This window comes from Mesorhizobium sp. FG116, assembly GCF_057809835.1.
On the sequence record NZ_JBMDKS010000015.1, the window covers coordinates 15,054 to 29,427 of the forward strand.

The following is a 14,374-nucleotide window of genomic DNA, read 5'->3' on the forward strand; positions in this document are numbered from 1 at the left end:
GATTTGGAAAGGGGCGGGAAACCGCCCCTTTCTGTATGGGTTTGCGGGAGTAGCCGGATATTCCTCTCTGGCTCGGTTGAAAGAAAATCCCGGCATGACGAAGCTGAGAGGTTCGCGCTTTCGCTTGCGCAGGCGAGCGGCGGCCTAAACCCGCCGCTCCTTGATCGTGTTCATGACAAGGCTGGTTTCGATCGAAGCGACGCATTTCAGGCGCGCGATCTTCTGCTTGATGAAGCGCTCGTAGTCGCCAAGGTCCGAGGCGGCGACCTTCAGCATGTAGTCGCGCGAGCCGGTAACCAGATGGCATTCCAGCACCTCGTCCCACTCCTGCACGGCCTGTTCGAACATGACGATCTCGTCTTCGTTCTGCTGGTTGAGGCGAATGGTGGCAATGGCCATCATGGTCCAGCCGAACGCTGCCGGATCGACCAACGCGGTATAGCCCCGGATAACGCCGGTTTCTTCAAGCCGCCGCACCCGCCGCAGGCAGGGCGAGGGCGACAGGCCTATGCGCTCGGCCAACTCGTTGTTGGGCAGGCGCGCATCCGCCTGTAGCTCGCGGAGAATTTTCTGGTCGAACTCGTCGGCAATTTTCTGCTGCATGCCTTGCTCCATGCGAGACTGGATTGCGCGCACACGTTCACAAGGGTCACGAAATAGCAAGGACCCATCCATTGGGATCGGCTAAATTGTGCCGGCAATCTCATCTCGAGGAACATCATGACCGCGCCAAAGCCTTCCAAGACCCATATCGGCAACCACAAGCTCCACCCCGAAACACTGATGCTGGGCTATGGCTTCGATCCGCTGCTTTCGGAAGGTGCGGTCAAGCCGCCCGTATTCCTGACATCGACCTTCGTGTTCAAGTCGGCGGAAGAGGGACGCGACTTCTTCGACTACACGTCCGGCCGCAAGGAACCGCCGAAGGGTACGGCGGCGGGGCTCGTCTATTCGCGCTTCAACCACCCGAACAGCGAGATCGTCGAAGATCGCCTCGCGGTATACGAGAACACGGAGTCCTGCATCCTGTTTTCCTCCGGTATGTCGGCGATTGCGACGGCAATCCTGGCCTATGCCCGGCCGGGCGACGTGATCCTGCACTCGCAGCCGCTCTATGGTGGCACGGAAACGCTGCTGGCCCGCACGTTGGCAGGGTTCGGCATCGGTGCGGTAGGTTTCTCCGACGGGGTCGATGCCGGCGCGGTGCGCAAGGCTGCCGACGAGGCAGCCGCCAAGGGCAAGGTTTCGATCATACTGGTGGAAACGCCGTCCAACCCGATCAACAGCGTCATCGATCTGTCGCTGATGAAGGCGGTTGCCGACGAGCTTGGCAAGAAGCAGGGACACCGGCCCGTCGTGATGTGCGACAACACGCTACTTGGCCCGGTGTTTCAGCGGCCGATTGAATTTGGAGCCGACGTTTCGCTCTACTCATTGACCAAATATGTCGGCGGCCATTCCGACCTCATCGCAGGCGCGGTGATGGGCTCGAAAGCGGTGACCAAGCCGATCAAGGCATTGCGCGGCGCGATTGGCACGCAACTCGATCCGCATTCCTGCTGGATGCTGGGGCGCTCGCTGGAGACGCTTTCGATCCGCATGGAAAAGGCCAACGCCAATGGACGTGTCGTCGCTGAATTCCTGCGGGATCATGCCAAGGTGGCGAAGGTGCACTACCTGCCGTTCCTCGACACGAATTCGCCCGAGGGCAAGGTGTTCGCGGCGCAGTGCAGCGGCGCTGGCTCTACATTCTCGTTTGACATACGCGGCGGCGAGAAGGCGGCGTTTACCTTCCTCAACTCGCTCCAGGTGTTCAAGCTGGCTGTGAGCCTCGGCGGCACGGAATCGCTCGCCAGCCACCCGGCTGCGATGACGCATTCGGGCGTGCCGATAGAGGTGCGCCAGCGCATCGGCGTGCTGGATACGACGATCCGCCTGTCGATCGGCGTCGAGCATCCCGACGATCTGGTCGCGGATCTCGCCCAGGCGCTGTCCGCCGCCTGAGGTTGGCCTTAGCGTTTGTCGCGGATGTCCGAGAGCGTCCGCGACGGCGTGATCGCCTCTGGATCGAGCTTGATCTCGATCAGCGCCGGCTTGCCGGCAGCACGCGCGCGCTCGAAGGCCGGGATGAAGTCGGCCGTCTTCTCGACCGTCTCGCCGTGTCCGCCATAGGCGCGGGCAAGGGCGGCAAAGTCCGGGTTGACGAGGCCGGTGCCGGACACCCGGCCGGGATATTCCCGCTCCTGATGCATGCGGATGGTGCCGTAGATGCCGTTATTGACCACGATCACGATGATTGGGAGGTTGTACTGCACTGCGGTGGCAAATTCCTGGCCGTTCATCATGAAGCAGCCGTCGCCGGCAAAGGCAATGACCGTGCGGTCGGGATAGAGCGCCTTGGCCGCAACGGCGGCGGGCGTGCCGTAGCCCATCGAGCCGGAGGTCGGCGCGCCCTGCGTCCCGTAGCGGCGGAATTTGTAGAAGCGGTGGACCCAGGTGGCGTAGTTGCCGGCGCCGTTGGTCAGGATGGCGTCTTCCGGCAAAACCTCGTTGAGATAGGCGATGATCGGCCCCATCTGCACCGCGCCGGGACCGGTTTGCGGTGGCGTCGACCACTTAAGGTAGTCGGCATGAAGCTGCTTCGTTTGCTCGACCCATGCCGGAGCTGTCCTCGGCTTGCGGCCCGAAAAGGCTTGGGCAAAGGCGGCGGGCGAAGCATTGATGGCGAGCGTCGGACGATAGACGCGGCCAAGTTCGCTGGTGTCGGGGTGAATGTGGACAAGCTGCTGGTCCGGATACGGGCTCTTGAGCAGCGTGTAGTCCGATGACGGCATCTCGCCGAAGCGGCCGCCGACGAGCAGGACGAGATCGGAGCCCTTGATGTAGTCGCCGAGCTTCGGGTTGATGCCGATGCCGACATCGCCGGCATAGTTCTCGTCACGATGGTCGAACAGCATCTGGCGGCGGAACTCGACGCCGACCGGCAGCGACCAGTTGCGGGCGATTTCTCTCATGTCTGCTGTCGCCTGCTCGCCCCAGCGGGTGCCGCCGAGAATGGCGACAGGGCGCTTTGCCTTGGCAAGCAGGGTCTCAAGCTGGGCAAGTTCGGCTTCGCCGGGCCGGGTCTCGACCGGAGCCGAAGGCAGCGCGGCCGGCGCTTCGACCAAACTGGTCAGCATGTCTTCCGGAAGCGCGATGACGACCGGGCCGGGACGGCCGGACGTTGCCACCGAAAAGGCGCGGGTGAGGATTTCGGGGATGCGGGCGGCGTCCTCGATTTCGGTTGCCCATTTGGCGATGGGGCCGAAGAAGGCGCGGTAATCGACTTCCTGGAAGGCTTCGCGCTCGCGGGCCTTCTGGGCGATCTGGCCGATGAACAGGATCATCGGGATGGAATCCTGGCGGGCGATGTGGATGCCGGGCGAGGCGTTGGTGGCGCCGGGGCCGCGGGTGACGAAGCAGATACCCGGTTGACCGGTGAGGCGGCCGTGGCAGTCGGCCATCATCGCGGCGCCGCCTTCCTGACGGCAGACGACGGTTTCGATTTTCGAATCGTGGAGCGCATCGAGGACGGCGAGATAGGATTCGCCCGGCACGCAGAACACGCGGTTGACGCCGTTGGCTTCCAGCGCGTCGACGATCAGTTGTCCGCCGGTCTTCATGATTTCGTCTGCTCCAGTTCGGCAAGGATTTCGCTGGTGTGCTCGCCAAGCCGGGGCGAGGGGCGATTGTAGGTCAGCGGTGTCTCAGACAAAACGATTGGCGCGCGCACGGACGGCAAAGCGTTGCCGTCACCGTCATCGAGGTCGAGACGCATGCCGCGCGCGACGACCTGCGGGTCGGCGAAGGTCTGGCCGATGTCGTTGATGGGGCTGGCCGGCACATGCGCTTTCTCGAGCGCCGCGAGGATGTCCTCGCGTTTGCGGTCGGCAAGAGCCTCGACCATGTGATCGTGCAGGGCGACGCGGTTGGCGACGCGGGCCGAATTGTTGATGAAGGCCGGGTCGTCGGCCAGTTCCTCGCGGCCGATGATGGCGCAGAATTTGCGGAACTGGTTGTCGTTGCCGGTGGCGAGGATGAAGTGGCCGTCCTTGACCGGCAAAACCTCGTACGGCGCGATGTTGGGATGCGCGTTGCCCATGCGCGTCGGCGGCGTGCCGGAAACGAGATAGTTCAGGTTCTGGTTGGCGAGGACCGAAATCTGGGCATCGAACAGCGCCATATCGACATGCTGGCCTTGGCCGGTCGCCTCGGCATGGCGAAGGGCTGCCTGGATGGCAATGACGGAATAGAGGCCGGTGAAGATGTCGGTTACGGCGACACCGACCTTTTGCGGTTCGCCATCGGCGGCACCGGTGATCGACATCAGGCCGGACATGCCCTGCACGATGAAGTCGTAGCCGGCGCGAGGCGCATAGGGGCCGTCCTGGCCGAAGCCGGTGATGGAGCAGTAGACGAGGCGCGGGTTCACGGCCTTCAGGCTCGCATAGTCGAGGCCATGCTTCTTGAGGCCTCCGAGCTTGAAGTTCTCGATCAAGACATCGGCGCCGGCGGCGAGCTTGCGGATGGTTTCGGCCCCTTCGGGGGTCGAGAAGTCGACGACGATGGAGCGCTTGCCGCGATTGCAGGAGTGGTAATAGGCGGCGGAGAGGTTTTCGCCGTCCTTGCCGGTGACGAAGGGCGGTCCCCACTTGCGGGTGTCGTCGCCGTCGGGGCTTTCCACCTTGATGACGTCGGCACCCAGATCGGCCAGCAACTGCCCGGCCCAAGGACCGGCGAGGATGCGGGCAAGTTCAATTACGCGGACGCCTTTGAGCGGAGCTTCGGTCATGGATATCTGCGCCGTTGGTCGAGAGGATAGACGTGCTCTAGCAACCCGTAGCCGCGATGTCACGGACCTTGCGCTGGGCCAGCACGGCAGGCGCTATTTCAGCACGCCATCCAGCCATGCGGCGAAGTCGGCCATGACCTGATCGCGGTTGATCTCGTTCAAGCTTTCATGCCGCGTTTGCGGGTAAATGGTTGAAACGAGATTCGAAAAGCCCATCCGCCGCATGCGCTTGGCCAGATGCGCGACAGCCTTGCCGCCATCGGTCGCGGGGTCGTTCTCGCCGCCGACGAGATTGAACGGCAGGGCCTTGCGCACGGCGGCAAAGTTGGCGTCGTCTGCTCCATCAAAGATGAAGCCGAACAGGTCGCGCCACAGCGATACGGAAGCTGGCCAGCCGCAGAGCGGGTCGGCGACGTATTTGTCGACTTCGGCGGGATCGCGCGACAGCCAGTCGAACAAGGTGCGGTGGCCGGCAATCTTGCGGCCCCATGCGCCGAACGTCAGGCGCGGCAAAAGCTGCGAGGGGACATCAGAGCCGAGCCGGAAGCGCTCCCACGCGAGGATGGCGAGTGCGGCGCGACCGGGCAGGCCGGCAGTGAAGTTGGCGTTCCAGACTGCTGCGGCGTGGATGCGCGCGGAATGCCTCAGTACGAAATTGAGCGCAATGAGTCCGCCCATGGAATGGCCGAAGGCGATGACGGGCAAGCCCGGATGGTTTTTTGCGAGGAGGTCATGGACGGCGGCAACGTCAGCAATGACCTTGTCGCCGCCATTTTCGTTGCCGAATCGGCCCTGCGGAGCGTCGGGAGCGCGGGTAAAGCCGTGGCCGCGATGGTCGTGGGCGTAGACGTGACAGCCGCGCATGCTGAGAAAATCGGCAAAGCGGGCGTAGCGGGCGGCATGTTCGGCAAGGCCGTGGTTGATCTGGATGACGGCGCAAGGCTCCCCCTCGGCGCGCTTCATGTAAAGATTGAGCACCGCACCGGTCGGCGAAGCTAGAGTTGTTTGATCGTCGAATGACATTTTTGCCCGCCCTTCGGCTTGGAGAGTAGATCGGGCAGGGATGGCGTCAAGGCGGCATCCCGCCAGATGTCAGTGACAGCGAACATTGCCGGTGAAGTCAGTGGCCATGTCCGGCTGACAGGGTCGGTTGCGCTGCCTGTTCGCCAACCAAAGGTTCGCCCACGATCCGGTCACGGCCGCTCGCCTTGGCGGTGTAAAGACGCTGGTCCGCTATCGCGAACAAATCTGACAGGCTGTTGGTCGAACTCGACAGGGTGGCAATGCCGGCGCTGATCGTCAGTTCGGAAAGATTGGCGACGTTCGCTGCCTTGACGGCATGGCGGATGTTTTCGCCAAGCAGGCGGGCAACCGCGTGCGGGTGAGGGCACAGAACCGCGAACTCCTCGCCGCCGGTGCGGTAGACGCGGTCGCCGGGACCGGCGACATCGCGCAGCAGGATGGCAATCGACCTGAGCACACGATCGCCTTCCGCGTGGCCGAAGCGGTCGTTGATCGACTTGAAGTGATCGACATCGAGAACGAGCAGGCTGAGCGGCTTGCCGGAAGCGAGGCTTGCGGCAACGTCCTGCTCGCCATCGGTCTCGAAGCGGCCGCGATGCCAGAGGCCGGTGAGGCCATCACGCCCGACGTGCTGGATCAGCGCTTCGTAACGCTCGCGGTATGTCAGTGTCTCGAAGATGTCGCCAAGACCGCGCGGCGCGGGGATGGGATGCGATTCCGCCCAACGGATATAAGCGACGAGCATCATGGAGTAGACAAGCGCCGCGCCCATCTTGGCGTACCAGCCGCCAAAGAAGACTTCTGTCGGCGCGCCGGTGACGAAATGAAGCGCGGTGAAGAAGCCGATCTGGTCGAAGGTCAGCACGCAGGCGGTCGAGACCAGAATCCGGGCAAAAAGCGATTTGCGCAGATATTTGCCGAGACGCTCGTAGAGCAGGATGATGAGAATAGCATCGACGAAGAGCAGGGTCGTGCCCCAGACCATCAGCCAACCCATCTGGTCGATGAAGGCGATATCCGGGCGTTGTCCGTTGGGCAGCGGGGCGATGTCGTGCTGACGCAACAACAGCACAAGACCGATCATCAATGCGTTGCCGAACAGCAGGCCGTAGATCGGCTGGCGCACCGTGGTGGCGTCTTCCTTCATGTAGACCAGAAGCAGCATCACCAATTTGCCGGAGAACAGCACCGACGAGCCGGGAGAGACGATGCCGAACGGCAAGGCGACATAGAATGCGCTGGCAAGATAGGTCTCAAGGAAATGCATGACGCCAAGCGCGCAGAAGAAAACGCCGATGCCGATGCGCCTGCGGAGCCGGAACAGCGTCACCATCACGCCGAAATAGGCGGCTGCTTCAAGAAAGAGCAGAAGGCTGTTGTGCAATACGATCGGCTCCCAACTGCGGAAATCGCGGACTGCGGGCATTTCCTTCCATCCCCTTTTGCCGGGGAAGGGTTAATTGCGCCTTTCTTTTGCGTGGATTTGTATAGGTCCATGCGGGGTTCGTAGGGCTAACCCCGGTACCGGGCCGCCGGGGGCGTTGCGGAGTGGGCCAGCAACTGGTGCCGAAAGCGATTGCCGTTTTGCGCCCCATCGCCTACATAGCGGCCAACCTCCGTCCAGCGTGACCGAGAAGGTCACCTTTTTCAGGGAAAGCGCGCGTGGCACGCCAGTTCATCTATCATATGGCCGGCCTTTCAAAGGCCTACGGCACCAAGAAGGTGCTGGAAAATGTCAACCTGTCCTTCTACCCGGACGCCAAGATCGGCATTCTCGGGCCGAACGGCGCTGGTAAGTCGACGATCCTGAAGATCATGGCCGGTCTCGACAAGGAGTACACCGGCGAAGCATGGCTCGCGGAAGGCGCCACTGTCGGCTATCTCGCGCAGGAGCCGAAGCTCGATCCGGCCAAGACGGTGTTCGAGAACGTCATGGATGGCGTTGCCAAGAAGACCGCGATCATCGAGCGCTATAACGAGCTTATGATGAACTACTCCGACGAAACGGCGGAGGAATCGGCCAAGCTGCAGGACGAGATGGATAGGTTGAACCTGTGGGATCTCGAACAGCAGGTCGAAATGGCGATGGAAGCGCTGCAATGCCCGCCCGGCGATGCGGAAGTGACCAACCTGTCGGGTGGCGAGCGCCGCCGCGTGGCGCTGTGCCGCCTGCTTCTGGAACAGCCCGACCTGCTTTTGCTCGACGAACCGACCAACCATCTGGACGCCGAAACGACGGCCTGGCTGGAAAAGCACCTGCGCGACTATCCGGGCTCGGTGCTGATCATCACCCACGACCGCTACTTCCTCGATAACGTCACCGGCTGGATTCTCGAACTCGACCGCGGCCGCGGCATTCCCTACGAGGGCAACTACACCAAGTATCTCGACGCCAAGGCCAAGCGCCTGATCCAGGAAGGTCGCGAGGACGACGCCCGCCAGAAGGCGATCTGGCGCGAGCGCGAGTGGATCGCATCTTCACCAAAGGCCCGCCAGACGAAGTCGAAGGCCCGTATTCAGGCCTATGAAAACCTGGTCGAGCAGGCTCAGACCCGCAAACCGACGGATACGCAGATCGTCATCCCGGCCGGCGAGCGTCTCGGCAATGTGGTGATCGAGGTTGATAGCCTGAACAAGGGCTTTGGCGATGAGTTGCTGATCGAAAACCTGTCGTTCAAGCTGCCGCCCGGCGGCATCGTCGGCATCATCGGCCCGAACGGTGCCGGCAAGACGACACTGTTCAAGACCATCACAGGCCATGAAAAGCCGGATTCCGGTTCGATCCGCATCGGCGAGACCGTCAAGCTCGGCTATGTCGACCAGAGCCGCGACGCGCTCGACCCGAACAAGACCGTCTGGGAGGAAATCTCGGGCGGCGCCGAGGTGATCAAGCTCGGTAAGCACGAGGTGAACAGCCGTGCCTATTGCTCGTCGTTCAATTTCCGTGGCGGCGACCAGCAGCAGAAGGTGGGCAACCTTTCGGGCGGCCAGCGCAACCGCGTGCACCTGGCCAAGATGCTGAAGAACGGCGGCAACGTGCTGCTGCTCGACGAACCGACCAACGATCTCGACACCGAGACGCTGGGCGCGCTGGAAGATGCGCTGGAAGCCTATGCCGGCTGCGCGGTCATCATCAGCCACGACCGCATGTTCCTCGACCGCATGGCCACCCACATGCTCGCCTTTGAAGGCGATGCCCATGTCGAGTGGTTCGAAGGCAACTTCGAGGAATACGAGAAGGACAAGGTGCGCCGGCTGGGCGTCGAGGCAACCACGCCGCACCGCATGACGCACAAGAGACTTACCCGCTAAAACTGCCTGGGCGCCCCGCCGACAAGCGGGGCGTTTTTCATTTCGAGGAAATTTTCATGGCCGACTGGTCTGCCGCCCAATACCTGAAATTCGAAGACGAGCGGACACGGCCTTCGCGCGATCTCGTTGCGCAAGTGCCGGTGCCAAATGCCCGACGGGTTGTCGATATCGGTTGCGGGCCGGGCAACTCGACCGAATTGCTGGTTGAGCGCTGGCCGGATGCCGAGGTCAGCGGCTTCGATACCTCGCCCGACATGATCGACAAGGCGCGCAAGCGTTTGCCGAATGTCCGCTTCGAGCTGGCGGATGCGGCCGGCTGGACGCCTGAAAAGCCCGTCGATGTCATCTTCGCCAATGCGGTGTTCCAATGGCTGCCGGAGCATCCTGCTGTATTCCAGCGGCTGATGGGCCTGCTTGCGCCGGGCGGGGCGCTGGCCGTGCAGATGCCGGACAATCTCGGCGAACCGTCGCACCGGCTGATGCGTGAGGCTGCGGCTGAAATGCCGTTTGCCGCCAAGATGGCCAATTCGGCGCGCGACCCGCTGCCGCCGGTGGCCCTCTACTACGACCTGCTGACGCCGTTGGCCGAGCGTGTCGATATCTGGCACACCTACTACAATCATCCGCTGGCGAATGCCGAAGCGATCGTGGAGTGGCTGAAGTCGACCGGCTTGAAGACCTTCACCGACCCGCTGGACGAGGACGAGAAGAAAGCCTTCCTCGCCCGCTATCTGGACAAGATCAGGCAGGCCTATCCGCCGGCCGCCAACGGCAAGGTGCTGCTGCGCTTTCCGCGCCTGTTCATCGTGGCCAAGCGGGGGGCGTAGCCTAAGGGTCGCTTTTTCTGGAATTGCCTATGCGTCGTCATCATCCGGATCGAGCAGGCGGGTGGCGCGCCATTTGGTCAGCCACGCATTGATGTCGTTGACGACGAAAAAGCGGGCGGCGTCGCGGTCGTAACCTTCAGCGAGAAGCTTTTCGTAGTCTGTGTGGACATGGCGGACATGGGCCACGGTGGCGAGCCAGACCGCAATCGTCGGCGGCAGCGTTTTCAGGTGTCGCGACGAGGCGTCTTCGCGAATCCTTTCCATGTCGGCATAGGGCGCGAGCGGCAAAAGCGCCGTCAGCGCCTTGCCGATGGCGCGCCGTCGCCCGGTCGATGCGTTCATCACCGGCTCTTGGGCGTCATGGCGTCGGCCAGCAAATCAACCGAGGGAAAATACGGCTTGATGTCGATGACCGGGGTGCCGTCGAGCGCGTCGATGGCTTCCAGTTCGATCACGCCTGTTTCCCGATCGACGCCGAGCAGCCTTGCCGTATGCAGGCCGACCGGGTTCGGGCGGATGGGCGAGCGCAAGGCGAAAGTGCCTTTTTCCTCAGTGGCATGGCGCGGTTTTTGGACAATCAGATTCCGCGGCACCTGATGCAGCCACGTGAAGATGTGGGCGTGGGTGTAGCCTTCGAGGCCGAGCAGTCCCTCGCGATAGGGCGGGTCCAGCACCAGAGATGCGCGCTGGCCCGTTTCAAGGGCAGCTCGCATGTTCTTGGGGCATTCCGAACGTTCACGCCATGGCGAGCGGATGCGGCCGATGAAAACGATGTGGGCGTCGCCGGGCAAGGCACCGGGATCGAGCGCCATAACCTTTTCATTGTCTCGCAATTCAAACATCGAAGCTGTTCCCGATTCGGAAGCGGTATGGTCGTGCGCCGGTAGCCTAGCAGGTGGGAGTGCGCGGCGGCAGCGGTTCTCGGAGCGATATTGACTGTTGTCTTACTGACGAAAATGACATAAACATATCTTTATATCTTTTCGAAAGATGGCAGATGAACGTTTCACTCGACACCATGGTGGATACATTGAAGGCAGCGGCTGAATCCAGCCGGCTGCGTATCCTGGCGCTGCTGTCACGCGGCGACCTGACCGTTTCGGACCTCACCGAAATCCTCAACCAGTCGCAGCCGCGCGTGTCGCGGCACTTGAAGCTTTTGCTCGAGGCCGGCCTGATCGGTCGATACCAAGAGGGCTCGTGGGCGTTTTTCCGCCTGTCCGATTCAGATGCGGCGCGAGAGTTCGTACTCGGCCTGATTGCCGGCATACGCGGCGTAGATCCGCAGATCGAACGTGATCTTGAGCGCTTGTCCGCCGTGAAGCGCAAGCGGCAGGAGCGGGCGGCGGAATACTTCTCCGAGAACGCCGCGAGCTGGGACGAAATCCGCTCGCTGCATGTGCCGGACCAGGCCGTGGAAAACGCGCTTTTGACGCTGGTCGGCAAGCGCCCGTTCCAATCCATGCTCGACCTCGGCACCGGTACCGGACGGCTTCTGGAGATTTTCGCCCCGCTTTACCGGCGCGGCGTCGGCATCGACATGTCGCGCGAGATGCTGACGGTGGCGCGGGCCAATCTCGACAAGGCGGGCGTGACCAACGCACAGGTGCGGCAGGGCGATATCTTTTCGCCGCCGGTGGAGCGCGACGCCTTTGACCTGGTGACCATCCATCAGGTGCTGCACTATCTGGACGATCCGGCCCGCGCCATCAGGGAAGCGGCGCGGCTGCTCAGGCCATCCGGCCGGCTGGTCATTGTCGATTTCGCCGCGCACACGTTGGAGTTCCTGCGCGAGGAACACGCGCACCTGCGTCTCGGCTTTTCGGACAGGCAGATTAGCGAATGGCTGAACGAGGCCGGCCTCGACCTGGAGTCCAGCCAGGATTTCGAACCGCGCGGCAATAGCGAGGCCAAGCTCACCGTCAAGCTGTGGCTTGGTCGTGACAGGCGCCTGCTCATTGCCGATCCCTCCAACGGCAACCAGTCCATCAAGATCGGGGAAGTCGCCTGATGAGCCAGTTCCGTTTTTCGCGCCGGCCCGACATCGGCGACAAGATCAGGGTCTCCTTCGAGTTCTTTCCGCCGAAGACCGACGAGATGGAAGCGCGGCTGTGGGAGACGGTGAAGCGACTTGAGCCGCTGAGGCCGAACTTCGTTTCGGTGACCTATGGCGCGGGTGGCTCAACGCGCGAACGGACGGCGCGCACGGTGGCGCGCATCCTTGGCGAGACGTCGCTCAGCCCGGCGGCGCACCTGACCTGCATCGATGCAAGCAGGGAAGAGGCCGACAACGTGATCCGGCAGTTCGCTGCGCTCGGCATCACGCGCTTCGTGGCGTTGCGCGGCGATCCGGCGGCGGGTGCCGGCACGCGCTACCAGCCGCACCCGGACGGCTATGCCAACGGGGCGGAGATGGTCGGCGCGCTCAAGCGTCACGGCGATTTCGACATTTCCGTTTCCGCCTATCCGGAGAAGCACCCGGAGAGCCCGGACTTCGCCACCGACATCGACATGCTGAAGCGCAAGGTCGACAACGGCGCGACGCGGGCGATCACCCAGTTCTTCTTCGATAACGACATCTACGAGCGTTATGTCGAGCGGGTGCGGCGCGCGGGGATCTATATCCCGATCGTGCCGGGCATCCTGCCGGTTCACAACATCGCGCAAGTGGCGAGTTTTTCCGGGCGCGCTGGAGCCCATGTGCCGGTTTGGCTGAGGGAGCGGTTCGACGGGCTGGAATCCGACCCGCAGACGCACGCGCTGGTGGCCTCCGCCGTTGCGGCCGAACAAGTGCTGGACCTGGTCGAGCGCGGGGTGGGGGATTTCCACTTCTACACGATGAACCGGGCCGATTTGGCCTTTGCCGTCTGCCACATGATCGGCATCCGCTCGCACAAGCCCGAGGCCAGCCCGAATTCAGCGGCGGCCTAGAGAGCAGCAGAAACAAAAAGGCCGGGGAAAATCCCGGCCTTTTCGTCTTCTCTGCTTTGTCAGGTGCTAGCCTTCTCCGCTTAAGCGGTTATGGAAGAACGCCCACGATAAGAGCGCCGATAAAAGCGAATGCAGCGCAGATCATTAATGCGTTGATTGGCCTCGTCAGTCCCATGGATAGCCTCCTCTTGAAAAGCTATGGCCGGAATCTAGAAGCATTTCGGCCACAGGCAAGCGGAAAATGTGCTGCATTGCGACGCAAATGTGGAATTTTCGACCTGATTTTCGTGTTAGGCGTTGAAATTCCTTGGCAAACGGCATCGACGCGACTGTGAATAAATTGTGGCGTGATCGTGTCATTTTTTGTGAAAGATACGACCGTCGATGGTCACGAGGCCAAGGCCGATGATCGCCATGCCGACGATTTCGAACGCCTCCAGATGCTCGCCGAGGAAGGCCACGCCGAGCAGGATGGCGCTGACTGGCACCACGAGCGTGACCAATGAGGCGTTGGTTGCGCCAGCCGACGCGACGAGGTTGAAAAAGAGAATATAGGCAAAAGCCGTCGACAGGATCGCCAGCGCCAATACCGCTGCCCAGACAGGTGGACTTGCCGAGAACAGACCCGATGGTCCGTGAACCACGAGGACGACCGGGATCATCATGATGGTCGAAGCCGTCAATTGGCCCGTCGCGACGACGGGCGGAGGAACGGTCCTGAACTTGCGGGCGACCATCAGCGCCACCGCGTAGGATATCGTTGCCCCGATCAAGGCAAACTTGGCCCAGACCGGGCCGCTGAGGCCGGATGACAGGCCGGGGCCGATCATGACGACGGTTCCGCCTATGCCAAGCGCGATGCCGGCAATCTTGCCCGGCGAGAGCTTTTCGTCATCGGTGAAAAAGTTGGCGATGATGAGCGTCCAGAACGGCGTCGTGGCATTCAATATGGCGGCCAGTCCGGCGCCCAGTTCGGTCTGCCCGGCAAAGATCAGCGAGAAGGGGATGACGTTGTTGGTCAAGGCCAACGCGAAAAACAGGCCGGTGTGAGCGAAGGCAATGCGGAAAGAGGGCCCGCGAATGGCGAGGTAGAGGTGGAGTGCGACCGCGGCAATGGAGACGCGGAAAAACACCAGAACGAGCGGATGAACTTCCGCAACCGCAATGCGGGCGAAGAAGAAGGAGCCGCCCCATATCGCGCCTAGCACAAGCAATTGCACCCAGTCCTTCAGCGCCATCGGCTCGCGCTGGGTCGTCTCGGTTATCACTGTCATTGGGGAATTCCTGAAAAATGCGCCGAAGGTGTCGGTTCCGCCTTCTGGGGCACTTTGTGGCGCGTAGCCACCCGAAAACTGCAACCTTCCACTTGATTGGCGAGATTTAACCCCGCCAAGTGAGGGGAGCGAGGCATGGAGGGGTTTTCATTCTCCGTCAGCCGGGATTAGTTTTG

At 62.3% G+C, this 14,374-nt stretch carries 13 protein-coding genes; 5 read left to right on the forward strand and 8 right to left on the reverse strand.

The genetic code is table 11. The features are described 5' to 3' along the window. Nucleotides 1-144: 144 nt before the first annotated feature. The gene (locus ACODTY_RS13265; RefSeq protein ID WP_488994725.1) at nt 145-603 is read right to left on the reverse strand and encodes an Lrp/AsnC family transcriptional regulator; all 459 of its coding nucleotides are present in this window, start codon (nt 601-603) and stop codon (nt 145-147) included. A 117-nt stretch (nt 604-720) separates the two neighbouring features. On the opposite strand from ACODTY_RS13265, the gene ACODTY_RS13270 reads away from it, so the two are divergent. Continuing rightward, complete coding sequence (locus ACODTY_RS13270; protein ID WP_488994726.1) at nt 721-2,004, forward strand: cystathionine gamma-synthase family protein; 1,284 nt, start codon at nt 721-723, stop codon at nt 2,002-2,004. Between the two features lie 8 nt (nt 2,005-2,012). Here the strand turns inward: ACODTY_RS13270 and ACODTY_RS13275 are convergent, their stop codons facing one another. From ACODTY_RS13275 to ACODTY_RS13290, 4 genes are all read right to left on the reverse strand, one after another. Then, nucleotides 2,013-3,662, reverse strand: coding sequence for a thiamine pyrophosphate-binding protein (locus ACODTY_RS13275; protein ID WP_488994727.1), 1,650 nt, complete (start codon nt 3,660-3,662; stop codon nt 2,013-2,015). After that, nucleotides 3,659-4,831, reverse strand: a complete 1,173-nt coding sequence (locus tag ACODTY_RS13280; protein WP_488994728.1) for a CaiB/BaiF CoA transferase family protein — start codon at nt 4,829-4,831, stop codon at nt 3,659-3,661. The genes ACODTY_RS13275 and ACODTY_RS13280 overlap by 4 nt, the downstream gene beginning before the upstream one ends. Nucleotides 4,832-4,924: 93 nt before the next feature. Then, the gene (locus ACODTY_RS13285) at nt 4,925-5,854 is read right to left on the reverse strand and encodes an alpha/beta fold hydrolase (RefSeq protein WP_488994729.1); all 930 of its coding nucleotides are present in this window, start codon (nt 5,852-5,854) and stop codon (nt 4,925-4,927) included. A gap of 97 nt (nt 5,855-5,951) precedes the next feature. Then, the gene (locus ACODTY_RS13290) at nt 5,952-7,280 is read right to left on the reverse strand and encodes a GGDEF domain-containing protein (protein ID WP_488994730.1); all 1,329 of its coding nucleotides are present in this window, start codon (nt 7,278-7,280) and stop codon (nt 5,952-5,954) included. Between the two features lie 236 nt (nt 7,281-7,516). Between ACODTY_RS13290 and ettA the strand changes: the two genes are divergently transcribed. Both ettA and tam read left to right on the forward strand, forming a co-directional pair. Further along, nucleotides 7,517-9,166 (forward strand): energy-dependent translational throttle protein EttA, encoded by a 1,650-nt coding sequence (gene ettA, locus ACODTY_RS13295; protein ID WP_488994731.1) that lies wholly within the window; start codon nt 7,517-7,519, stop codon nt 9,164-9,166. A gap of 56 nt (nt 9,167-9,222) precedes the next feature. Further along, a complete protein-coding gene (gene tam / locus ACODTY_RS13300) occupies nt 9,223-9,993 on the forward strand; it encodes a trans-aconitate 2-methyltransferase (RefSeq protein WP_488994732.1) in 771 nt (256 codons plus the stop codon). Nucleotides 9,994-10,020: 27 nt separating this feature from the next. Here the strand turns inward: tam and ACODTY_RS13305 are convergent, their stop codons facing one another. Continuing rightward, nucleotides 10,021-10,335: a DUF2293 domain-containing protein gene (locus ACODTY_RS13305; RefSeq protein ID WP_488994733.1), complete on the reverse strand. Its 315-nt coding sequence runs from the start codon at nt 10,333-10,335 to the stop codon at nt 10,021-10,023. Continuing rightward, the gene (gene tsaA / locus ACODTY_RS13310) at nt 10,335-10,835 is read right to left on the reverse strand and encodes a tRNA (N6-threonylcarbamoyladenosine(37)-N6)-methyltransferase TrmO (protein ID WP_488994734.1); all 501 of its coding nucleotides are present in this window, start codon (nt 10,833-10,835) and stop codon (nt 10,335-10,337) included. Before tsaA ends, ACODTY_RS13305 begins: the two co-directional genes overlap by 1 nt. A 155-nt stretch (nt 10,836-10,990) precedes the next feature. Between tsaA and ACODTY_RS13315 the strand changes: the two genes are divergently transcribed. Further along, complete coding sequence (locus ACODTY_RS13315; RefSeq protein WP_488994735.1) at nt 10,991-12,004, forward strand: ArsR/SmtB family transcription factor; 1,014 nt, start codon at nt 10,991-10,993, stop codon at nt 12,002-12,004. Beyond that, nucleotides 12,004-12,924, forward strand: coding sequence for a methylenetetrahydrofolate reductase [NAD(P)H] (gene metF / locus ACODTY_RS13320; protein ID WP_056237453.1), 921 nt, complete (start codon nt 12,004-12,006; stop codon nt 12,922-12,924). The genes ACODTY_RS13315 and metF overlap by 1 nt, the downstream gene beginning before the upstream one ends. Nucleotides 12,925-13,280: 356 nt before the next feature. Here metF and ACODTY_RS13325 read toward each other — a convergent pair whose 3' ends face one another. Further along, a complete protein-coding gene (locus ACODTY_RS13325; protein WP_488994736.1) occupies nt 13,281-14,198 on the reverse strand; it encodes a DMT family transporter in 918 nt (305 codons plus the stop codon). Between the last annotated feature and the right edge of the window lie 176 nt (nt 14,199-14,374).